This is a genomic window from Pseudoalteromonas sp. S1612 (assembly GCF_005887175.1).
GTDB lineage: Bacteria > Pseudomonadota > Gammaproteobacteria > Enterobacterales > Alteromonadaceae > Pseudoalteromonas > Pseudoalteromonas undina.
Window position 1 is genome coordinate 1 of record NZ_PNDH01000011.1, and the last position, 23,468, is coordinate 23,468.

At 40.5% G+C, this 23,468-nt stretch carries 15 protein-coding genes and 1 other RNA gene; 5 read left to right on the forward strand and 11 right to left on the reverse strand.

Features of this window, described 5'->3' with window-relative positions:
- Positions 1-69 precede the first annotated feature (69 nt).
- On the reverse strand, positions 70-2,226 hold the full coding sequence (locus tag CWB78_RS05170; RefSeq protein ID WP_138594500.1) for an exonuclease domain-containing protein: 2,157 nt from the start codon (positions 2,224-2,226) through the stop codon (positions 70-72).
- 194 nt (positions 2,227-2,420) lie between these two features.
- Between CWB78_RS05170 and CWB78_RS05175 the strand changes: the two genes are divergently transcribed.
- Positions 2,421-3,845 carry a sugar porter family MFS transporter gene (locus tag CWB78_RS05175; protein ID WP_138594502.1) on the forward strand — a complete coding sequence of 475 codons (1,425 nt, stop codon included), beginning with the start codon at positions 2,421-2,423 and terminating at the stop codon, positions 3,843-3,845.
- 161 nt (positions 3,846-4,006) lie between these two features.
- Here the strand turns inward: CWB78_RS05175 and CWB78_RS05180 are convergent, their stop codons facing one another.
- From CWB78_RS05180 to CWB78_RS05190, 3 genes are all read right to left on the reverse strand, one after another.
- Positions 4,007-6,763 (reverse strand): hybrid sensor histidine kinase/response regulator, encoded by a 2,757-nt coding sequence (locus CWB78_RS05180; RefSeq protein ID WP_138594504.1) that lies wholly within the window; start codon positions 6,761-6,763, stop codon positions 4,007-4,009.
- A gap of 207 nt (positions 6,764-6,970) precedes the next feature.
- Positions 6,971-7,067, reverse strand: an RNA gene (gene ffs / locus CWB78_RS05185) — signal recognition particle sRNA small type.
- A gap of 139 nt (positions 7,068-7,206) precedes the next feature.
- Positions 7,207-8,085, reverse strand: coding sequence for a DUF3014 domain-containing protein (locus CWB78_RS05190; protein ID WP_138594506.1), 879 nt, complete (start codon positions 8,083-8,085; stop codon positions 7,207-7,209).
- 172 nt (positions 8,086-8,257) lie between these two features.
- On the opposite strand from CWB78_RS05190, the gene CWB78_RS05195 reads away from it, so the two are divergent.
- Entirely contained in the window at positions 8,258-9,403 is a 1,146-nt protein-coding gene (locus tag CWB78_RS05195; protein ID WP_010388160.1) for a patatin-like phospholipase family protein, read from the forward strand.
- 10 nt (positions 9,404-9,413) lie between these two features.
- Here the strand turns inward: CWB78_RS05195 and CWB78_RS05200 are convergent, their stop codons facing one another.
- Positions 9,414-11,387, reverse strand: a complete 1,974-nt coding sequence (locus CWB78_RS05200; protein ID WP_138594508.1) for a monovalent cation:proton antiporter family protein — start codon at positions 11,385-11,387, stop codon at positions 9,414-9,416.
- A gap of 126 nt (positions 11,388-11,513) precedes the next feature.
- On the opposite strand from CWB78_RS05200, the gene CWB78_RS05205 reads away from it, so the two are divergent.
- Complete coding sequence (locus CWB78_RS05205) at positions 11,514-12,410, forward strand: GGDEF domain-containing protein (RefSeq protein ID WP_138594510.1); 897 nt, start codon at positions 11,514-11,516, stop codon at positions 12,408-12,410.
- A gap of 57 nt (positions 12,411-12,467) precedes the next feature.
- On the opposite strand, the gene CWB78_RS05210 is transcribed toward CWB78_RS05205, so the two are convergent.
- The 6 genes from CWB78_RS05210 to lpxB form a co-directional block, all read right to left on the reverse strand.
- Positions 12,468-12,809 (reverse strand): hypothetical protein, encoded by a 342-nt coding sequence (locus CWB78_RS05210; RefSeq protein ID WP_138594512.1) that lies wholly within the window; start codon positions 12,807-12,809, stop codon positions 12,468-12,470.
- On the reverse strand, positions 12,806-14,116 hold the full coding sequence (gene tilS / locus CWB78_RS05215) for a tRNA lysidine(34) synthetase TilS (protein ID WP_138594514.1): 1,311 nt from the start codon (positions 14,114-14,116) through the stop codon (positions 12,806-12,808). Before tilS ends, CWB78_RS05210 begins: the two co-directional genes overlap by 4 nt.
- Positions 14,117-14,238: 122 nt before the next feature.
- Positions 14,239-15,195 carry an acetyl-CoA carboxylase carboxyl transferase subunit alpha gene (gene accA / locus CWB78_RS05220; RefSeq protein WP_008110950.1) on the reverse strand — a complete coding sequence of 319 codons (957 nt, stop codon included), beginning with the start codon at positions 15,193-15,195 and terminating at the stop codon, positions 14,239-14,241.
- A 16-nt stretch (positions 15,196-15,211) separates the two neighbouring features.
- Positions 15,212-18,703: a DNA polymerase III subunit alpha gene (dnaE, locus tag CWB78_RS05225; RefSeq protein ID WP_010388150.1), complete on the reverse strand. Its 3,492-nt coding sequence runs from the start codon at positions 18,701-18,703 to the stop codon at positions 15,212-15,214.
- 2 nt (positions 18,704-18,705) lie between these two features.
- Positions 18,706-19,305 carry a ribonuclease HII gene (gene rnhB / locus CWB78_RS05230; RefSeq protein WP_010388148.1) on the reverse strand — a complete coding sequence of 200 codons (600 nt, stop codon included), beginning with the start codon at positions 19,303-19,305 and terminating at the stop codon, positions 18,706-18,708.
- Positions 19,295-20,452: a lipid-A-disaccharide synthase gene (lpxB, locus tag CWB78_RS05235; protein WP_008110958.1), complete on the reverse strand. Its 1,158-nt coding sequence runs from the start codon at positions 20,450-20,452 to the stop codon at positions 19,295-19,297. Before lpxB ends, rnhB begins: the two co-directional genes overlap by 11 nt.
- Before the next feature lie 293 nt (positions 20,453-20,745).
- On the opposite strand from lpxB, the gene CWB78_RS05240 reads away from it, so the two are divergent.
- Both CWB78_RS05240 and cydB read left to right on the forward strand, forming a co-directional pair.
- Complete coding sequence (locus CWB78_RS05240; protein WP_054202420.1) at positions 20,746-22,329, forward strand: cytochrome ubiquinol oxidase subunit I; 1,584 nt, start codon at positions 20,746-20,748, stop codon at positions 22,327-22,329.
- Positions 22,326-23,465 carry a cytochrome d ubiquinol oxidase subunit II gene (cydB, locus tag CWB78_RS05245; RefSeq protein ID WP_138594516.1) on the forward strand — a complete coding sequence of 380 codons (1,140 nt, stop codon included), beginning with the start codon at positions 22,326-22,328 and terminating at the stop codon, positions 23,463-23,465. Before CWB78_RS05240 ends, cydB begins: the two co-directional genes overlap by 4 nt.
- Positions 23,466-23,468 lie beyond the last annotated feature (3 nt).

Sequence of the window (23,468 nt, forward strand, 5' to 3'; positions counted from 1 at the left end):
TATACCCTTTGTTTATACCCAAGCTACTTTACTACTTTAAGTACAATACATTTAACTGGCTCAAATTTATCACTGACTGTCCGTTTGCTGAACCAGTAATAATAACTGCGCCGCCGCTTTGGCATCGTCTAATGCACGGTGATGGTTAGTTAAGTCTAAATTAAAGTGTGCAGATAAATTTCCCAGCGAATACGACTTTAATCCCTTAAATGCTTTACGTGATTCAACAACGGTACATAGTTTTGGCATTTTAAAGTTGATTCCCAGCCCCTCAAGCTCTTTTTTAATAAAGCCATAATCAAAATTAACATTGTGAGCGACAAAAATACTACCCGAAAGCTTATCTAATAAAGTCGAAGCAATGTCGCTAAATATAGGCGCATCACTTACCATGGCGTCGTTAATACCGGTTAGTTTAGTAATAAAACGAGGGATAGGCCGCTCTGGGTTTATCAGCGTAGTCCATGTATCAATGATGTTGCCTTGCTGTATTTTAACAACACCAATTTCGGTAATTCGATTACCACCCTTTAATCCCCCTGTTGTTTCAATATCAACAACACTATAAATCCGCTTAGGATCTACATACCAGTTTACCGCTGCAATATTTACGATAAAGCCACAGCTTTTTAAATTATCGATACTCACTAACTGGTTTCTTTTAAGCTTATCGCCAGGCGCTTTAACCTCTTCAAAATGAACAGCGCTGTTATCAACAATCATTAAATCGGGATAACCATCTTTTAATTGTCGGTAGTTCTTTGCCATGTTTTTTAAATGCTGAAGTAAAGCCGTTATTGGGCTATTTAATATAAGCATCTCTAATGGCTTTAATACATCTTTGTGCCACCTAAATAAGCCATTTGGTTGCTCATAATACTTCGCGGCATGGTTACACACTAAACGCAGCAATTTGGGGGTACTATTACACGCAGCCAGCCGCGCTTCTATTTGTGAGGATTGATTTAAGTAAAAGGAGTCTGTTTTTAACGCTTGCGGGAAAATATCAAATTCATTACAAGGAGGCGTCGGAGTTTCAATAAACAGCTCTTGCCAAAAAACCAGTGTAAATAAGCTTTGCCACAAGGTATTCTCAGTATAAAAAACCTGCTTACCTTGACGAGTGTAGTGCTCACTTACACCTAACTCAACATCGCCACGGTAAAGCTCATCAACTTCTATAATACAACGTGTACTGGCTAACATTTCACTGAGCCGCGAACGGGTTTGCTTGTTAAATTTACGCATTAAAAAGTCATCTGCGAAATACAGTAACTCATCGGTGAGCGGGTTTTCTATAATCTTCTCAAGCTGCGCTTTTACCCATTGCTTATTGCCCTGTCGATATTGCTCCCTTATTTGAATCTCGAAGGCTTGTGCATCGTCTTCGCAGGCATTAAGTAAATCAAACGCAAGTGTTGGGTTAGTTGTTTTTAGTTGCTTATAAAGTATAACCAGTAACTTGTTTTTTAACTCTTGTGCAATAACCCCTACTGCTACTTCATTTATTAACTGCTTTGCTAGTTCCTCTCTTTCATTGTCATCTTTTGTATTTTTAAGCGTTAGTCGCAAACGGTTTAATGCATAGTTAGACTGCGCTTCTTTTATTGAATCAAAGCGCGATAAGCTTTCATTATGCTCTTGCCTAACAGGTGTTACGCCTAAATCTCGCAGTACAAATCGATTTTGATGATTAATATCGCCTGCACTGAGCCTGCCAATATATAAAAATTCAAAATACTCGTAATACTCTTCTCTATTATTTATCACGTACTGATTATATAAGTGTGCAAGACACTCTGGCTTAGATTCAAAGAATGAAATAGCTATTTCAACTAAGTTACTTTTAGCAGCGCTTTTTTTAAATAATGGCGTTTGTTCTTGCTTTTCTAGCAGCTCTATTAAGGCCGGTTTTGTTAGGTGACTTAGTAGTTGCTTATGATCTTTATCAGAGGGTTCTACAATTAACTTTGCCGCTTTTAATTTAAAAAGTGCTTGATATGGCGAACTAATTTCTTCGTAGTTTAACGATTGGGTTTGAACTAAATAAGGCTTACGAGAATAAATGCGCGCCAACATACACTGGCTCTGCTCGTCGAGCGCGTTTATTTTACTGATAAATAAAAGATGCTTTTGCTCGAGTAAATGCATGCATTTCTCGCTCACAAAAGTTAATAGCTCTCTAAAATGTGCCAAATAATATTTCGCTGGTAACTCTTTTTTCATAAAACCGCCCATACTGTATATAAAAACAGTATCTAGCATCTCATTATTTTTATCAACCCAATAAAAATTTTTTATGCATACGTATTACTATTGAAATATCTTTTTTAGCGTGATTACTCTGTGCTAAGGTTGCCCGCAAATTATTAGTGGCACTTTAACTACATTACACATAATAAAAATTAGGATTGAACAACATGACGACACAGCATGCAAATAAAGGTGAGCATAGCGCACAGACTAAGTGCTCGCTTTTTTATGTTATTTTTATATCGGCCGTTGCCGCTATTGGTGGCTTTTTATTTGGTTTTGATTCAGGCGTTATAAATGGCACCGTATCGGCATTGGGTAATACATTTAATTCAAGCAGTGTTGCAACTGGTTTTAATGTTGCATCTGTATTATTAGGCTGTGCATTAGGGGCATTCGCCGCTGGCCCATTAGCTGACAAGTTTGGCCGTCGCGCTATTATGATTGTCACTGCCATTATATTTGCAGTCAGCGCTTTTGGCTCTGGCATTGCAGATAGTTCTGCTGAGTTTATTTTTTACCGCTTGTTTGGTGGGTTAGGTATAGGTGCTGCCTCGGTTTTAGCGCCTGCTTATATAGCAGAAGTTGCTCCTGCGAGTCTACGTGGTCGCTTAGCTACACTGCAACAACTCGCTATAGTTCTTGGTTTATTTGCAGCTTTTTTAAGTAACTACCTAATTGCTAACGCTGCTGGCGGTGCCGAGGGTATTTTAATGTTAGATTTAGCCGCGTGGCGCTGGATGTTTTGGGCTGAACTTGTTCCTGCAGGCTTATTTTTAATTGGTGTACTGTTTATTCCTGAATCACCGCGTTACCTAGTTGCACAAGGTAAACTTAAACACGCTAAAACTGTATTTAACAAAATATCAAATGATAATGCAGATACACAAATCAGTGACGTGAAGCAGTCTCTGCAAAGTGATAAAAAGCCAAGTATTCGCGACTTATTTATTGATGGCAGTAAAAAAGTACACCCTATTGTTTGGGTGGGTATAGCTTTATCTGTTTTCCAACAATTTGTTGGTATTAACGTGGTATTTTATTACGGTTCAGAGCTATGGCAAGCCGCCGGTTTTGATGAATCACAATCACTGTTTATTAATGTGCTTGCCGGCACCACCAATATTTTATCTACCTTTATTGCTATTGCCTTAGTCGATAAAGTAGGCCGCAAGCCACTATTATTGGTAGGTAGCTTAGGTATGTTTATTAGTTTAAGTGCACTTACTTACACCTTTGGTAGCGCTGGACTTGATGAAGCAGGCAAGTTAGCACTTAGCGAAAATATGGGTACCTTTGCATTAATAATGGCTAATTTGTTTGTGGTATTTTTTGGCTTAAGTTGGGGCCCTATAGTGTGGGTGCTACTTGGCGAAATGTTTAATAACCGTATTCGCGGTGCGGCCCTTGCTGTTGCAGCTAGCGCGCAATGGATAGCTAACTTTGCTATTACTATGACCTTCCCGATTATGCTCGGCAGTATTGGTTTAGCTGGCGCTTATGGCTTTTATGCCTTATCGGCATTTATGAGTGTATTTTTTGTGGTCAAATACATCAAAGAAACACGCGGTATGAAATTAGAGTCAATGTAATTATTTAGCCTGAGTAGCATCGACTTTCCATTAGTTTACTCAGGCTAATCCCCCATTCTATTATCTTATTTTTCTGCTCATAAAACTAATTAGATACATTTAACCATTTGGCAAGCGGATACTCTCAGGCACGTTGTAAGCTTTTGCCTGTTAAACCATTATCAACTGAGTATATTACCAATCACAGTGTATAAATCATCACTAATAATTGGTTTGGCAATAAAGTCATCCATACCGGCTATTAAGCATCGCTGTTTATCTTCTTCATAGGCATTAGCCGTAATCGCTACTATAGGCACTCGCCAACCTGTTTTAAGTTCCATAACTCTAATCGTACGTGTGCATTCATAACCATCCATGTTAGGCATTTGGCAATCCATTAAAATCAAATCAAACGATTGCTCTTTTAATACATCAAGAGCCTTAATACCATCCTCGGCCATAACAACCACAGCTTTAGTCGGCTCCAACATTTTTGAAATAACCTGCCGATTTATCGCATTATCTTCTACCAACAGTATGTGCTTACCCAGTAGATTTGGTTGCAAAGCTGCTTTTTTAGGTAAGGTTGAGGGAGCGTCTGCTGACTCTGGTGCGCTAATACTAAACGCAAACGTACTACCTTTACCTTCTTCGCTATGTAACTGAATTTCACCGCCCATCATTTTTATCAGCTTTTGAGAAATAGCTAACCCGAGCCCTGTTCCCCCATATTTACGAGCAACGCCCACATCAGCTTGAGTAAATTCGCTAAATAACAGTGATTGCTGTGCCTTCGCAATACCAATGCCACTATCTTCAACGCTAACTTGAAGCATATTATCGTGATAATCAAACGACAAATTCACAAAGCCTTGCTGCGTAAATTTATACGCATTAGAGAGTAAATTAATGATCACCTGATTTAAGCGTAATTCATCAACACTAATGCACAGTGGCAAATTCTTAGATTGAATAACCGTAAACTCTACCTCTTTGGCAGCAACAATCGAGGAAAATAAAGAACGTATATTTTCGATAAATGGAGTTAGCTGCGTAGGCTTAATATTTAGCTCCATGGCATTTGCTTCAATTTTAGAAAAATCTAAAATATCGTTAAGAATATTAAGCAAGTTTTTTGCACTTTTTTGCTGTGTGATTAACAACTCCTTTTGTTCGGTACTTAAAGACTGATCTCGAAGCAAAACCTCTCCCATACCTAATATGCCATTCATAGGTGTTCGAAGTTCGTGACTCATGTTTGCTAAAAATTGTGATTTAGCAATATTTGCTTCATTGGCGAGTTTAACTGCTTGTGTTAATTCAGTTGTTTGCTCTGCGACTTTCTCTTCTAATTGCTGATTAAAATGACTAAGCTGTTTATTGAGATCTTCATTTTTTACATTAGAAGCTTGCAAACTTTTAATTGAGTGTTGTAGTGCATTGCCCAACATTTCAAATTGTTGCTGTAGTTGCAGCACTTCATACCAACTAGAATCTGTATTAAATACGTGTTTTTTAGTTTTACTAAAGCTATTAATTAAATGAGTGAGCTCTATGATGGGTTTAACCAACAAATGGGTAAATTTATGAATAAATAAAACCACTAGTGCAATAGAGCATAATCCTAATAACATAGTAGGCAACCATGCAGCCACTACCACCATAGTTAAATGTTTGCGATTATATAACGATATAACCTGCCAACCTGTGTTGTCGTCAACATACTGATTTGTATGGTACATCTCGTTATCATTTGAGCGAAAAAGTTGATTGCCACTGAGGCTTTGAAGACTAAGTTCCTGCTGCTTAAAATCACTGAGCGCAGCAAACTGGCTTAACGAACTAAATACCACTTTTTTATCTGCATCTAGAACAAGTAAATCCCCATTATATTCAAATAAATTTGGTATAAACCGCTCTAATTGATCTAGCTTAAGTGATCCCTCAACGACCCCATAAAACTCATCATTTTTATAAATCGGGGCGGAAAGCGCTACAATGGGTTGATCGCCTAATCCTCTGCCTTGAAAAACACCACTGATGTAGCCCAACGGGAACTGCTGAGCTTGAGCAAAATAAGGACGATCATTAATATAACGCTGACTCTGACTCAAACCACTGAGCAATTCACTCGGTATACTTTTCTCGACATAACCTTCAGAGCTGGCATATAGACTAGTTACAAAGCCAGGATATAATTCCATTAGCCGCTCTAACTGCTGTTGTATTGATACCCCAGCACTTATTGCATCACTGGTTATTACCATGGCACTTTTATGAAACAATAAATAATCACTCAGCTGGGCACTGATCGAACGAGATTTTTCTTTAAGTTGAGTGTTTACTTCGTATTCTAAGCGCGAATAATGCTGATTAACCAAAAAGACACTGGTGATCAAAACCACTAAAGCAATAATTATACTTACAACATAGCTTAATATTCGGGCCAGAGGCTGCCCTTGATAAGCTCGGCTTGCATGGGGGACAAATATACTCACCAAGTCGACCAAAGCCAACGCTATCATAGCATTGATTAAGTATTTTGAGGCAGCCACAACAAGTGTGAGCCAAGGCAACCCTATAACAAAGTGACCCAAAACCCACACCAGTGGTAAGCCCACTAAAAACCAAAATACGGCGCCTAAAGGAAGTATTGGCTTAGAACGCTTTAAACAAAAGGCATAAAGCCAAAATAGCTCAAGTGCATAAACAACACTGGTCCAGCTATGCCCCCAGCGAAAAAATAAAAAACCAGTTACAATCGCTAAACTAAGAAGAGAGTAACGAAGCCCTGCAAACACTAGGCTAAGTATTACAAACGTCTGACCAAATAAAAATTCAGAGCTATCAAAAAAATACAGAGGTAGAAGGTTAGCGCAACCTCCAATAAGCCCGAGTAATATTGCCAGCGCCCATTTATTCCTCTGAGATGCCATATTGACCCTTTATAGCTTTATTGAACACCTGTGGTGTATAGTATAATCGCGAGTTTTAATTATTACTTACCCATTAGCTATTGTCTATAAAGACAAAAAATTAGCTAAGTGCGTAAAAGCTAGAATTAGCGTACGAATAACAAAATAAATATTAGAAAATAGATAAATGGAATTTTAATACACCCAAATGAGGAATTTGGGTGGCAGTCTTACCAGCCACATCTCGGCACACACGTCACAAACTGTGGCTGCTCCCTTCCGGGCCTGACCAGGTTCGCCTGCTAGTGTTGCGAGAGGACCAATAAGACTACCATTGAGGGCCTTGGTTGGCGCGATTGAGATTATCTCTACTTTTGCTCTGTTATTCAAGGGATAATCAAAAAAGAAAGTGCGATTGCATACTTCATATACAATCGCAGTCTATTTAGGTGTTAAAGCGATTATTAATTGCTCTCTAACTCAGTTTTTATGTTACGTAGTGCCGCTTTTACTTTTTTCATGTTCTCTGGGCCCATGCGTAAAAGTTGCTTTTGCGCAGCGGGTAATTGCTCCCATTCAGAAAATGCATACTGATAGGTCACTGAATCACGCAATAATGGTAAGCTACCTTTTGGCTCAGGAGTATCAAGTAACAGGTCAATGGCATCTTCAAGTGTTTGAGTAAACTCATCATCACCATAACCAATTTCAGTATATGCGCTGTTGATCAGTGGTTTATACTCATCATATAAACGCACAGCTTGAGCTGCACTCATACTTGTGAGTACTTTTACATATGGGGTATAGCGTTCATAGCTATTAGGATCAATTGTTAAAATATCGCCTTCGTTTACGCTAAAACCCTCTTCTAATTTTGCAACTGGGGTATGCTTGGTAGCCACTTTGCCTTTTGCTAAATTATCGACAAACACTACGCCACGGCGAATAACATCATCATTTAACACTAAGCTCATCGCTACATCACCCAAATATTCATCTAATTTTGCAATGACTACAGGGTCGCTGTCGTTTAACGTTGGTAAAGATACAACTTCAGCTTCGGGCTCAACTTCTGGACGCTGAGCTGGAACATCTAATTCCGCAGGTTTTTCAGGCTTAACAGAGGGCGCACCTACCACAGGATCGTTTTCAGGCTTTAACTCCATAATAGGTTGCTCTTTTACTGGTTCTTCAACCTGCATAACTGTTTTTGGAGCTTCACTTGGTTTTAATAAAACAAACGCAGCGGCAATAATGATAATTAATAAAATAACCCCTGCAAAGATAAGGTTGTTATTCGGCGGACGTTTTTGAACGTCTGATCCTGATGGTTTATCTGACATACGAACTCCATAAATATAAAAATGCGATACTGTTTAGAGTACTCTAAACAGATTTAATTCATAATTTACACCAATATTTATTAATGTAAGTTATGTATCCTTTGATTCTTCTAGCTTAAAGACTTACAGTGAATAAATAAAGTAAAGACAGTGAACAGTTTAAATACGTAACATGAAAATTAAGCAAGTCGATCCTAGTAAACCAAAAGTGGCTTTATTACTCACCGGTGGTGGTGCCCGAGCAGCTTACCAAGTGGGCGTGTTAAAAGCATTAGCGCAAAGTATGCCCAGAACTGCCCCGCTGCCCTTTAGAGTGATAAATGGTACATCTGCTGGCGCAATTAATTCTGCGGCGTTAGCGTGTTACGCTTCATGTATGCATTTAGCCGTTAGAAAGCTAGAGACAGTATGGAAAAACTTTTCCACCTCTATGGTATATAAAAGTGACTTTTTGAGTGTGTTTGGTCATATTACTCGTAATATTTTAACTAGTTTTCAGTCTGAGCATATAAACCATCCACCGGCGAGCTTATTAAATAATCGGCCACTTAGAAAGCTATTAAACGATATTCTTGATTTACATCGAATTGAACGTAACTTACATCGTGACTACTTAGAGGCGCTGTCGATTACAGCATCTAGTTATACGACCGGTGATTCTGTTGCTTTTTTTCAGTCAAATACGCAGCATTCTTGGCAGCGAGCAAAACGCGAAGGTCGCGCTACGCGAATTAATGTTGAGCATTTAATGGCCTCAAGTGCTATTCCTATGGTTTTTCCTAGTGTAAATATTTATAACCACTACTTTGGTGATGGTTCTATACATCAACTTTCACCTTTAAGCCCGTCTATTCACTTAGGGGCAAATAAAATATTTATTATTGGTGTTGAACAACCCAAGGAACCTCACCCTCCAGGTTACTCTGCGCATTTCCCCGGGCTTTCTGCTGTAGCAGGCCACTTACTCGACAGTGTATTTACCGACACTATGCAATCTGATTTAGAACGATTAGATCGAGTAAATCGTACGCTGGGGTTATTACCCGATAGACAAAAGCATCAAGAGTTAAAACAAATAGACAGCTTTATTATTAACCCCTCGCAAAACTTTAATGCAATTGCAGCGCAATACTATGATGATATGCCTTGGGCAATTAAAGTGTTACTGCGTATGATCGGGGTTAAAAAACGCTCTCAGTCGAGTTTAACCAGTTACTTATTATTTGAAAAACGCTATACCCAGCACTTAATTCAAATTGGATACGAAGATGGCATGAAGCAACTGCCCGAGATGAGAAAGTTTTTAGAGCTAGACTAAGAGGCTACTCTTACTCAATGCCATCGAGCAAGTAATGCTCAACATGCTCTACTCGCCTCGGTTTGCCTTGCAACACTATAATATCATTTGCGTATAGTACGGTATGCTCTTGTGGCATCTCTATCTCTTCACCTTCACGCCGAAGCGCCTTAATTAACACCTTTCTTTTAGCTAAATTAAGCTCACTAATAGCCTTGTTTACCGCAAATGCTTTATCCGGCAAGGCAATGACATGTAAGTACTCTAACCGTTCGGGCAAATTGGTATCGCTTTCGATGTTTTCGCCTGCAAAAAAACTTTGTAATAGCTTATAGCGGTTACGTCTTTCGCTACTAACACGGCGAATTATTCGGCTCATTGGTACACCCGACATAGACAACACATGTGAGACCAGCATTAAACTTGCCTCGAGCGCTTCAGGCACAACTTCAGTGACGCCTAAATCTTTTAAACGCTCTAATTGGCTGTCGTCACGGGTTCTTATGAGTATTTTTACCTTAGGAGCAACCTGTTTTATGGCATCAATCACTATTTGAGTTTGTTGAAATTCCGTAAAAGTAATAATCACTAAGCGTGCTCGCTCTACCCCTGCGCACTTTAAAATATCTTTTTGCTCAACGTGACCAAACAATAAAGGTTCACCCGCCGCTTTTCCTTCTTGCACTAGTATGGGATCGCTTTCAATGGCCACATAATCAATAGCCTCTGGCGATAAAAAGCGAGCAATAGTTTGCCCTACCCGAGAAAATCCACATATAACTACATGATTATTATAAAGCGTACTGCTTTGTGGCTCATCTTCATAGGCAAACTTAGCGCGTTCTAACATACCCAGTCGCTTTAAAATAAAGGGGGTTTTATCGATTAAATACGGGGTGAGAGCCATAGAAATTACACCCATGGCAATTAAAAATGATACTTGCTCCGCACTCAGTAAGTCATGCTGTGCTGCGAGTGCTATTAACACAAAACCAAACTCACCCATTTGCCATAACATAATAGCGCAAGCTAATGCGTCCTGTTTTCGCTCTCCCATAAATAAAGACGATACGGTTACTACGGCGATTTTTAAGACTAGAATGCCCAGTAAGGCAGCAACAATAATACCCGCATGATTAACAACAAAGCTGATATCTAGCTGCATACCTACGGTGACAAAAAATAACCCCATTAAAATATCACGGAACGGGCGAATATCCGCTTCTAGCTGATGGCGGTAATGGCTTTCACCAAGCATCATACCCGCTAAAAATGCCCCTAATGCCATTGATAAGCCAAATGAATAAGTAAGTAAACCCGCAAACAAAGCAACTAATAAAGTAGTTAAAACAAATAGTTCATCACTTTTTGCTAATGCCACTTCATTAAATACTCTAGGTAAAACCCATTTGCCAATTGCCCATAGCAACACGCAGACAAACGCACCTTTAGTTAGTGCAAATAACAGAGCCCAGCCAATACCATTTGAGTCACTGCTGGCAAATAACGGTAAAATAATCAGTAATGGTACAACAGCAATGTCTTGAAATAATAAAACGCCGATTGCCAATTGCCCACGGCGTTTATTTAAATCGCCGCTCTCTTTTAATAATTTGGCAACCACCGCAGTAGAGGAGAGCGTAATAATAATGCCAATGGTAAAACTGGTTAATAAATTAAAATTTAATAAATGCAGAATCACAATCAGCAAAATACTACTAACAAATACTTGTAGCGACCCTAAACCAAATACAATATTACGCATCGCCATTAGGCGCGATACAGAAAACTCCAAACCTAAGCTAAACAGCAAAAATACAATACCTAGCTCTGCAATAAAGTCCATCTCATGGCTTTGCGTCATCCAGCCAACACCATGACCACCCGCTAATAAACCCACAGCCAAATAAGCCAACACAGGGGGAAGCCCTATGCGCTTAAATAGCCATACAAATAAAACCGCAGCGACTAAAAGTCCAAAAATCTGAGCATTAATACTTTGCAACGCAAACCTTAAAATAATCTATGGGATGTGACTTAACTATAGCAATCGCATAACTTTCAGCCAGAATAAAAATATGGCACGCAATCTGCTTATTTATAAAAAGTAATACTATAGGGGGAAGAAATAGTGGAAAACGTTCATATTTTGACACAACGTATCTCTGGTCGCGGTGAATTTTTGCCGTTCTCAGCAGAGCAATACAATAGCAATACACCAACAGCACTGCATGAGCTGGCGGCCAAACTACAAACCAGCTTAGTGCTGGAAGATATTTTAGGCACATTTGCAAATTTTGCAAAACAGCTGCTTAATTTTTCTGGGGTACACTTTCAAACATCATGTATAGATGTTAAAACACCCAATAGTGATGTTGAAAACCCAGCCTACTCATTTGATCTAAAAGTTGAAAGTGAGCATTTAGGCACACTCACTTATTACACAAAATATCCGCTTAGTGCGGCTATTGAAAAAAAGCTGCAGCATTTTCACAGTGTATTAATTTATCCACTACGTAATGCAATAATGTACAACCGTGTATTAAAGCTAGCAACAAAAGACTCGTTGACGGGGTTAAACAACCGAAGTCAATTTAATGACATGTTACAACAAAAGCTTGAAAATCATAGACGTAACGGCCATCCGTTTAGTTTGATGCTGCTTGATTTAGATAACTTTAAACAAGTGAATGATAACTATGGTCATAAAATTGGCGATGACGTTTTAATAGAATTTGCTTCAGTTTTATCTAGCAGTATTCGAGGCACAGATTCGGTATTTCGTTTTGGCGGCGATGAGTTTTCAATACTAATTGAGGATCCCGCTTTCACCACTAATAAAGTGATTGCTGAACGTATTATGCGTTTAGTAAGAAACTCACCGATTATGTCTAAGTACAATGTAACAACCAGTATTGGTTTTACCCTAACTAACAGTGATGATTGCCAAAATGAGATATTTTCTCGTGCGGACAAGGGCTTGTATAAAGCAAAGGCATCTGGGCGAAATTGCGCAAAAGCTTACTAAGCAATAAAAGAATAAAATATTAGAAAAGCCCAGCCTCCCCCGCTGGGCTTTTTTACGCTACTTTTTTAATATAAAGTATTTGTAAATTAGCAACATGACGCAAAAGCCAAAAAAGAAGCCACTGAGTAAATTAAGTAGTCCGGCAATTGTCGCAAGCGGTGTAAAAAACACCAACAGTAAAGGCATACTCACCCCTAGAATGAAAAATACCCCGCCTTTACCTAACCAATAGGCAAGTAAAATGGCGGCACATACCATCCCTCCCAACACAGCGTAGCCTAGGGTAATTATATTTAGGGTTAAAAATACATTCGCTAAAACCGCGATCAATAGCGTAATTAATATGCCAGTGGGCGCCTTATTAATAAGCGACAGTCCAACATGAGGTTGCTGACTCATGATTTATACTCCCAAATTACACCATGTTCATCTTTATGGTTATCACTAACAAAATAACCAACCACTTGCACTAGCTCATCGTTGTAAAAAATTAATGGAATATCAGCACGTAGCCAAGGCGCTACTTTTGCATCTTTAAACCAATGTTTAAGCGTATTACTACCTGGTTTTTTGAGTGGTTTAATACGCGCACTATTGCAGTTAAAGCGCACACTAACTTGTTCATCCGTTTTAGGGGCGCGCATACCCACTCCCTGCAGGCATTGTAGTATTTGTCCGTCATTCAGCACTAGTTCGCGACTTGTTACCCGTTCAATATTAACGGCTAATGGCTTTGGTTGCACAAAATAAAGTAAACCTTGATGGCGACGTATTTGCCCATCACTTAGCTCAATTTTTATTTGTGCATCAGCTTGTGCATGAATGGCTTGGCTCATTATTTGTTTTAATTGCTTTTGTGAGGGCATAGTGTGGCTAAATAATGCCAGCCACTCGCGTAATACATTAGCAATGCGAATAGCGCTGTAATGAGCCATATTTTGTATATTAAGCGCCTGATGTTGATTAATGCACTGAGCGAGATCTTGCTGGGTATACTCATCCAGTAGTGCTTGCTGCTGCTGTAATAATTCAATACTTCGTGCTGTACACTGCTCAAAACCAGTAAAACGCTCTGCCAACTTAGGCACTATTTGTTGGCGCAAAAAATTACGATCAAAGTGCTCATTGGCGTTGGATTCATCGGTAATATGGCTAATATTAAATTGCTGGGCAAACGCTTCTATCTCGCTGCGTTTTACCGCCAATAATGGCCTATAGCACTCACGGCCACTTTTAAGTATGCGAGTTTGCTGCATAGCGCCGAGCCCTTTTAAGCCTGAGCCGCGCTTTAAACGAAGTAAAAATGTCTCTACTTGGTCGTTTAAATGCTGGCCTAACAAAATGACACTATCACTTGGGCTGTATTCGTCAAGCGCTTGATAACGAGCTTCGCGAGCCTGCGCTTCAATACTGGTGCGCGATTGCTGCTTAATTATGACGTGTGCCGCTTTAAAATAAATTGAAAGTTGCTCACAACGTGCTTGGCAAAATTGCTGCCAGTGATGGGCGTTATCACTTAAGCCATGATTTACATAAATTGCACTTAAATTTAATTGTGGCCACTGCTCTTTTAACCCATGCATTATCTGCAACAACACCACCGAATCTACGCCACCAGATAAGGCCACAGTAAATGTGAATTGCCCGTTTTCTATATAATGATTAAGGGCTTTTTGTACCTGCAGATAAATTTGTGATGTGTGCATTATTATAACCAATGAGTGAATTGCTAATAACCCGAATAAAAAAGGCTCTACGTTACGGTATATTAAAACAAAAAAAGCCGCATAGGCGGCTTTTTTCTATATTTAGCTACATTTAGCTATGTTTAGCAATAACCAAACGACATTAAACGCTTGTAACGTTGATCAAGCATCTCTTCAAGCGATAACGCTTGTAAGTCTGCTAAATCGCGCTTAAGGCGAACTTTTAAATTACGTGCCATGGCATCATAATTACGGTGTGCACCACCTAGCGGCTCATCAACTAGGTTGTTGATTAAATCTAGCTCTTTAACGCGCTCGGCTGTTACACCCATTGCTTCTGCTGCAAGTGGCGCTTTATCAGCACTTTTCCATAAGATAGAGGCACAGCCTTCTGGTGAAATAACTGAGTAAGTGCTGTATTGCAGCATGTTTACTCTGTCGCCAACACCAATCGCTAATGCACCACCTGAACCACCTTCACCAATAACAGTACAAATTGTAGGTACTTTTAGTGCGGCCATTACTTTTAGGTTACGTGCAATTGCTTCAGACTGACCACGCTCTTCTGCGCCAACACCTGGGTATGCACCTGGGGTGTCGATAAAGGTCATGATTGGCATTTTAAAACGCTCAGCCATTTCCATTAAGCGCAATGCTTTACGGTAACCTTCTGGTTTTGGCATGCCAAAATTACGTTTAATTTTTTCAGCAGTACCACGGCCTTTTTGCTGACCGATCACCATAACAGGTTCACCATCTAAACGAGCAACGCCGCCTAAAATTGCAGGGTCGTTAGCAAACGTACGATCACCCGCAAACTCGTCAAATTCCGTAAAAATACGCTCGATATAATCTCGAGTATAAGGACGCAGCGGATGACGTGCTAGCTGTGATACTTGCCAAGCACCAAGTTCAGAGAAAATTTTCTCCTTCATTTGTGCGCTCTTTTCTTTAAGTTTGCTGACTTCCTCTTCTAATCCAAGGTCTAATTCGCCAGCGCGGCTTACATTTTGTAATTCTTCAATTTTTGCTTCTAATTCTGCGATTGGAAGCTCAAAATCAAGATAATTGAGGCTCATGCTCTAAACTACCTAATTAGTTAAATTCTAGTTCTACATTTTGCGCTGCCATCAGCGACAACTTATGAATTAAGTCGTCACTTGGCGTAACACACCATTCGATCCCTAGGGTTAATTGCACCAACGCATCGGGGCGTTGATAATATACCTTGATCGGACACGTTCCCATTTTGTATGGTTCGAGTACTTTTTGTAATTTATCGAAGAAACCAGCCTCGATCTGCACCATATTCAGCGTCATCTTAATCGCTTTTATACGCTTTTCACGCGCCTGAGCAATGGTGTTTATTTCTCTGGCGGTCATTGTAATACCACCAGAGAAGTTATCAAAGCTGACCTGTCCGGATATCACCAAAATATTATTGATTTGCAACATATCTTGGTACATTTCAAACTGTTCTGGAAACAAGCGTACATCAATTCGGGCGCTTTTGTCATCTAAAGTTATCAAGCCCCAGCGATTTCCTTTTTTATTAATTAAGGTTCTCGCGGCAATCACCAAGCCCGCCCCAGTTGAGACTACATCACGGTTAGTGGGCTGCAAATCAATGAGTCGGCCTGAGGTGTAATGCCCAAGCTCTCGTCGATACTGGTTTATAGGATGGCCAGTTAAATAAAGGCCTAAGGTATCTTTTTCGCCATCAAGCCACTGATTATCTGTAAGTGGTGTGGCTTTAATAAACGCTTGCTCTACTTCGTCAGGCTCTGTGGCCAGTAAACCAAACAAGTCACTTTGCCCTAACAGCTCAGCTTTGTTGTGTTGATCGGCTGCGCGCATTGCATCTTTTAAACTTGCCAGCAGCGTTGCTCGCCCTGGTTGATTTTTTTCTGGTCCTAGCTGATCCAATGCACCTGCATAAATTAATTTTTCGGTGACACGTTTATTTAAGCGTTTTAAATCAACACGCGCACAAAAATCAAATAGGTCCTTAAATGGGCCGCCTTTTGCTCGCGCTTCTAATATGGCATCAACGGGAGCCTCACCCACGCCTTTAATTGCTCCTATACCGTAAACAACTTCACCTTGAAGATTAACAGTAAACTTGTATTCACCAGCGTTTACATCGGGCGGTAACAAAGTGAGTTTCATGTTTTCACATTCATCCACCAGCGTTACTATTTTGTCGGTGTTATCCATATCAGCCGACATTACCGCAGCCATAAACTCAGCCGGGTAGTGGGTTTTCATCCACAGCGTTTGATACGATACCAATGCATAAGCTGCTGAGTGAGATTTGTTAAAACCATAACCCGCGAACTTTTCAACCAAGTCGAATATTTTTATCGCAAGCTCGCCATCAATGCCATTATTACGCGCGCCCTCTTCAAAGGTTGAGCGCTGTTTTGCCATTTCTTCGGGCTTTTTCTTACCCATGGCACGACGTAACATATCGGCGCCGCCTAGTGTATAACCGGCCAGCACCTGCGCTATTTGCATAACTTGTTCTTGATATAAAATAATGCCGTAAGTCGGCTCAAGAATAGGCTTTAAACTTTCGTGTTGATATTGCGCATCGGGGTATGAAATTTCTTCTCTGCCGAGCTTTCGGTCGATGAAGTTATCTACCATGCCTGATTGCAGTGGACCTGGACGGAACAAAGCAACAAGGGCTATCATATCTTCGAAGCAATCGGGCTTTAATCGGCGAACTAGGTCTTTCATGCCGCGTGATTCTAGCTGGAATACTGCGGTGGTTTCAGCGCGCAGCAGTAGTTCAATACTTTTTTTATCATTCAGTGGAATGGTGTTGATATCAACCGGCTGCTTGCCTTCACGCTTTAAGCGCTCGTTGGTCATATCCACTGCCCACTGCAAGATGGTCAGCGTACGTAAGCCTAAAAAGTCAAACTTAACCAAACCGGCGGTTTCTACATCGTTTTTATCAAACTGAGTAACCGGAAACTTGCCTTCATCATCACAATAGAGCGCAGCAAAATCGGTAATCGTGGTCGGCGATATTACAACCCCCCCTGCGTGTTTACCGGCATTACGGGTACAACCCTCAAGAATACGACACATGTCGATTAAGTCTTTAACTTCTTCATCGCCGTCGTAGGCTTCTTGCAAACGAGGTTCAACTTCAAACGCTTTGGCTAAGGTCATTCCCGGATCGCCCGGAATAAGCTTAGAAATACGATCAACAAATCCATACGGATGACCAAGTACCCGGCCTACATCTCGTATAACCGCTTTGGCCGCCATAGTACCAAAAGTAATAATTTGCGATACCGCATCACGCCCATACAAGGCCGATACGTGATCAATTACTTCATCACGTCTATCCATACAAAAATCGACGTCAAAGTCGGGCATAGAAACACGTTCTGGATTCAAGAAGCGCTCGAAGAGTAAATCGAACTCTAGTGGATCAAGGTCGGTAATTTTAAGCGCATAAGCTACTAAGGAGCCCGCACCTGAACCACGCCCTGGACCTACTGGAATATTGTTATCTTTACTCCACTGAATAAATTCCATTACGATCAAGAAGTAACCAGGAAATCCCATTTGGTTAATTACATCGAGCTCTATCTTTAAACGCTCATCGTATTCGCCGCGTTTTTCTTTGCGTTCTTGCTCATCAGGAAATAAAAATTGCAGTCGTTCTTCAAGTCCATCTTGTGAGACTTTAACCAAAAACTCATCAATTTTTAATGAGCCTGTAGGGTAATCTGGTAGGAAATACTCACCTAATTGAACGGTTACATTACAGCGTTTTGCGATTTCTACGGTATTTTGTAACGCCTCTGGAATATCACTAAATAGCTCTGCCATTTGCTCTGGCGTTTTTAGGTATTGCTCTTGTGAAAAACGCTTTGGTCGGCGTTTATCATCTAGGGTATAACCATCAAAAATAGCCACCCGAATTTCATGGGCTTCAAAGTTTTCTGGCTTTAAAAATACCACTTCATTGGTAGCCACCACTGGCAGTTGCTCTGTGGTTGCAAGCTCCACTGCCATGTGCAAATAATTTTCTTCTTGAGCACGGTTGGTGCGAATAAGCTCAATATAATAATGATCGCTGAAGTGCTGTTTATAAAAGCTTACCACCGACTCAACAATAGCGGGGTTGCCTTTTATTAATGCTTTTCCTAAATCGCCATCTTTAGCACCCGAGAGTATGATGAGCCCCTCTTTTAAATCAACTAACCATTCACGGTCAATCACTGGGCGATGAAACACATGACCACGTTGGTAAGCTTTAGAAATCAATAAAGTAATATTTTTATAGCCCGTGTTATCTTTAGCTAATAACGTTATCCGACTTGGCTCATCAGGAAACTCAGGACTACGTACCCAAAAATCAGCACCAACAAGTGGCTTGATACCTGCGTTATGCGCTGCGCCATAAAAACGCACTAAACCACAAAAGTTCATTTGATCGGTAATTGCCAGCGCTGGCATTTCAAGCTCTTGTGCTTTAGCGACTATTGGTTTGGTTTTTGCCAAACCATCAACCATCGAAAAGTCTGAGTGCACTCGTAAGTGAACAAAATCAGGAGCTGGCATAATTACTCCTTACCCGAAAGCGCAAGCACACGCTGCACCGGTTTAAAGCTCTTACGATGCTCATCTATAGCGCCGTATTGCTCAAGCGCTGCAAAGTGTGCTTTAGTCGGATACCCTTTATGCCCTGCAAACCCATATTGTGGATAGCGCGCATCAAGTTCAATCATTTCATCATCACGAGCCACTTTTGCTAAAATAGATGCGGCTGAGATTTCAGCGACTAAGCTATCACCCTTAACCACCGCTTGGGCGGGCATAGCTAATTTAGGCAGGCGGTTACCATCTACAAACACAAATTCAGGCACGGTGCTAAGTGCTTCCACTGCGCGGCTCATAGCAAGCATAGTGGCTTGTAATATATTTAGCTCATCTATTTCGCTTGGACTACAACGGCCAATGGCGTAACACAGTGCTTTTTCTTTTATTTCAGTGGCTAATAATTGACGTTTTTTATCCGTTAATTTTTTAGAATCGGCCAAGCCTGCGATTGGCTTATTGGGATTTAAAATAACAGCGGCAGTAACCACGTCGCCCACCAGCGGTCCACGACCCACTTCATCTACACCGGCAATTAGGGTTACATTAGGTCGTTCAATTTGCATTTATTAACTCCGCCACTGCATTTGCAGCTTGTTTACTTGCATCTAATCTAATTTTTTCATGTATGGCTAAAAAGCGGGCTTTTAATTCTTTATTGTCACTATTTAGCATAGGGGTAAGTGCTGCTGTTAAATTAGCGACATTACACTCGCTTTGCAAAAACTCTGGCACTAATTCTTCGTCTGCCAATAAATTAGGTAACGAAAAATATTTAATATTAAAGGTAAATAAGGTTTTAAAAATCCAATAACTCAGTGGTTTAATTTTATAACCAACCACCATTGGTTTTTTATATAACATGCCCTCAAGCGTTGCCGTACCTGATGCCAGTAATATGGCATCGGCGGCTTGCATGGCTAAATTTGATTGGCCGTCTAGTAAGTTAACATTTAGTGAGGGCGCTGTGGCATTTAAAATAGCAATAAACTGCGCTTTGCGCTTTTCGTTCACCAGTGGCACAACGACTTTAAGCGCTGGGTTCTGTGCTTGCAACTGAGCCGCTGTTTTTATGTAGGTTTCACTTAACAAGCCCACTTCTGAGCCCCGGCTCCCGGGTAATAACGCTAACACCTTGTCATCAGCATTTAAGCCTAGTTGGCTACGGGCTTGGCTATCGTCGTGCTCAAGTGCAATGTCGTCGGCTAATGTGTGGCCTACAAAAGTACAAGGTACTTGGTGCTTGTCGTAAAATTCTTTCTCAAAAGGTAATAAAGCCAATACTAAGTTAGTGGCTGCACTTATAGTGTGAATGCGTTTTTCACGCCACGCCCACACTGAAGGGCTAACGTATTGCACAGTTTTAATACCCGCATCTTTTAACGGTTTTTCTACACGTAAATTAAAATCGGGCGCGTCAATGCCTATAAACACATCAGGAGGATTATCAATAAAGTGCTGCACAAGTTGTTTGCGAATTTTTAGCAAGCGCGGTAAACGGCCAAGGACTTCAACCAACCCCATAACCGACAGTTCATCCATATCAAACAGCGTTTTGCAGCCTTGAGCTTGCATTTTAGGACCTGCAATACCTTCAAAAATTGCATCAGGAAAATGCGCTTTAAGCGCTTTTATCAGCCCTTCACCTAAAATATCGCCCGACAGTTCACCTGCCACAATACCAATTCGTAGTTGTTTTTTATCTTTTTTCATTTGCTATTTTTTCACAAGTAAACCCGGCGTTCATACCGATTAGTTTACCGTGTTTTAAGGCTAGGTTAAACGCTTAAAACGCACCACTTTTTTCTAGCTTACTCTTAATTGATGATTGCGTATTTTATAGACTGATGTAATGTCATAGTATATTAAAGTTTTCTAATATACATATTGACAAAAATTGTACAAACGCCAATAATGATGCAAACTTTCAGAAATTACTGAAAGTTTATTAAAAACATTAACAATTGCTTTGTGCTGTCACTGCATCACAACCAAAGGAGCCAAAAATGATAGATGAAACCTTTGTGGATCTATCGCGATTACAGTTTGCTGTCACCGCTCTATTTCATTTTTTATTTGTGCCGTTAACAATCGGTATGACCTGGATTTTAGTTATTATGGAATCGGTTTATGTTATGACCGGTCGCGAGATTTATCGTGATATGACTAAGTTTTGGGGCAAGTTATTTGGTATTAACTTTGCTATTGGTGTGGCTACCGGCCTCACCATGGAATTTGAGTTTGGTACTAACTGGTCGTATTACTCTCATTATGTGGGTGATGTATTTGGTGCACCACTAGCTATTGAAGGCTTAATGGCCTTCTTTTTAGAATCAACCTTTGTGGGTATGTTCTTTTTAGGTTGGGACAGGCTCTCTAAACGCCAGCATTTAGGGGTAACATTTTTAATGGCGCTGGGCACTAATATGTCTGCGCTATGGATTTTAGTCGCTAATGCGTGGATGCAAAACCCAGTCGGGGCAGAGTTTAACTATCAAACCATGCGTATGGAAATGACTAGTTTTGCAGAGCTAGTATTTAACCCTGTAGCGCAAGTTAAGTTTATTCATACAGTGTCTGCAGGTTATGTTGCGGCGTCTATGTTTGTGCTTGGGATTAGTAGCTGGTACATATTAAAAGGACGTGATTTGGCATTTGCTAAACGTTCGTTCTCGGTGGCATCAGGCTTTGGTTTAGCCTCTATTTTATGTGTTATTTTACTCGGTGATGAATCTGGCTACGAAGTCGGTGAAGTACAAAAAGTAAAACTCGCGACCATTGAAGCTGAATGGCATACCGAAGAGGCCCCCGCAGCTTTTACTATGCTAGGTATTCCTGACTCTGAAGAGCAAGTAACTCATGCTGCGGTTAAAATTCCTTACGCATTAGGCATTATTGCAACACGCTCACTTGATGAGCAAGTGATTGGTATTTCAGATCTTGAGAAAAAACACGAGAAGCGTATTCGCAATGGCATGATTGCTTATGAATACCTAGAAAAACTTCGCGCAGGTGACGATACCCCTGAAAATATCGAAAAGTTTGATAACGTGAAAGATGATTTAGGCTATGGCTTATTACTTAAACGTTATACCCCTAATGTAGCAGATGCCAGTGAGGCACAAATACAACAAGCCGTTAAAGACTCCTTCCCTAAAGTGGGTCCTATGTTTTGGTCATTTAGGATTATGGTTGGCTGTGGCGTGATCATGCTTGGCGTATTTATCCTTGCTTTTTATTACAACGCCCATCGTATTATTGAACAAAAACGTTGGTTGTTGTGGGCGGCGGTATTGAGCATTCCTCTGCCTTGGATTGCCATTGAGTTTGGTTGGATTGTGGCTGAATATGGCCGCCAGCCATGGGCAATTTCTGAAGTGTTACCGACCTTTTTAGCAACGTCATCACTGACGGTAAATGATATTTTAATTAGCTTAACTGGTTTTATTGTTTTCTATACTGGACTGGCGATTGTTGAAGCATGGTTAATGATTAAATTTATTAAGCAAGGACCAAGCTCCCTTCATACCGGTAAGTACCATTTTGAATTACCTGATCACAGCACGGCTGCTAAAGGAGAACTATCATGATTTTTGATTATGAAACATTAAAAATGCTCTGGTGGTTAATTATAGGTGTGCTGTTAATTGGTTTTGCCATTACCGATGGTATGGATATGGGCGTTGCCATGTTGCTACGCTTAGTCGGCAAAACAGATTCTGAACGCCGTACCGTTATTAATACTATTGGCGCCCATTGGGATGGTAACCAAGTATGGTTTATAACCGCAGGTGGCGCTTTATTTGCAGCATGGCCTATGGTGTATGCGGCAGCATTTTCTGGTTTTTACTTTGCCATGATGCTGGTGTTATTTGCATTATTTTTTAGACCTCTAGGCTTTGATTATCGCTCTAAGGTTGACTCTAAACGCTGGCGTAATAACTGGGACTGGGGCTTATTTGCCGGTAGTGCAATACCTGCGCTGGTATTTGGTGTGGCGTTTGGTAACTTGTTTTTGGGTGTGCCGTTTCATATCGATAATTTATTAAGAGTTAGTTATCAAGGGTCGTTTTTTGCCTTACTTAATCCGTTTGCGCTCATCACCGGCTTAGTTAGTATTACCATGTTAATTGCACACGCGGGAATGTGGCTACAACTGCGAACTGCTGATCAAGTTGCTGAGCGCTCAGGACAATATGGTCGCTACTCATTACTTGCCTTTATAGTGTTATTTGCGGCGGCCGGTGTGTGGGTTGCCAACCTAACGGGTTATCAAATTACCTCTATGGGCGACACCCAAGGTCATGCAGATCCATTGGCAAAAGTAGTTACCACTGCTCAAGGCGCATGGCTTAATAACTACAGTGAACGTCCATGGACAATGACCTTCCCTATTTTAGCATTTGCGATGGCACTGTGTGCACTGCTGTTTTCTAAATTGAATAAGCCCGCTTTGGGATTATTAGCAACCAGTGTGATGTTAATTGGGGTGATTATGACTGCGGGCGTTTCGTTATTTCCGTTTATTATGCCTTCAAGCAATAACCCTGATATTAGCTTAACAATTTGGGATGCGGTTTCGAGCCACAGAACACTCAATGTTATGTTTATTGCTGTGGTTATATTTGTGCCACTCATTTTAGCTTACACCACCTGGTGTTATGTGAAAATGTGGCGCAGAGTGACCGTTGATGAAATTGAAAATAACCCTCACGGCAGCTATTAAGGA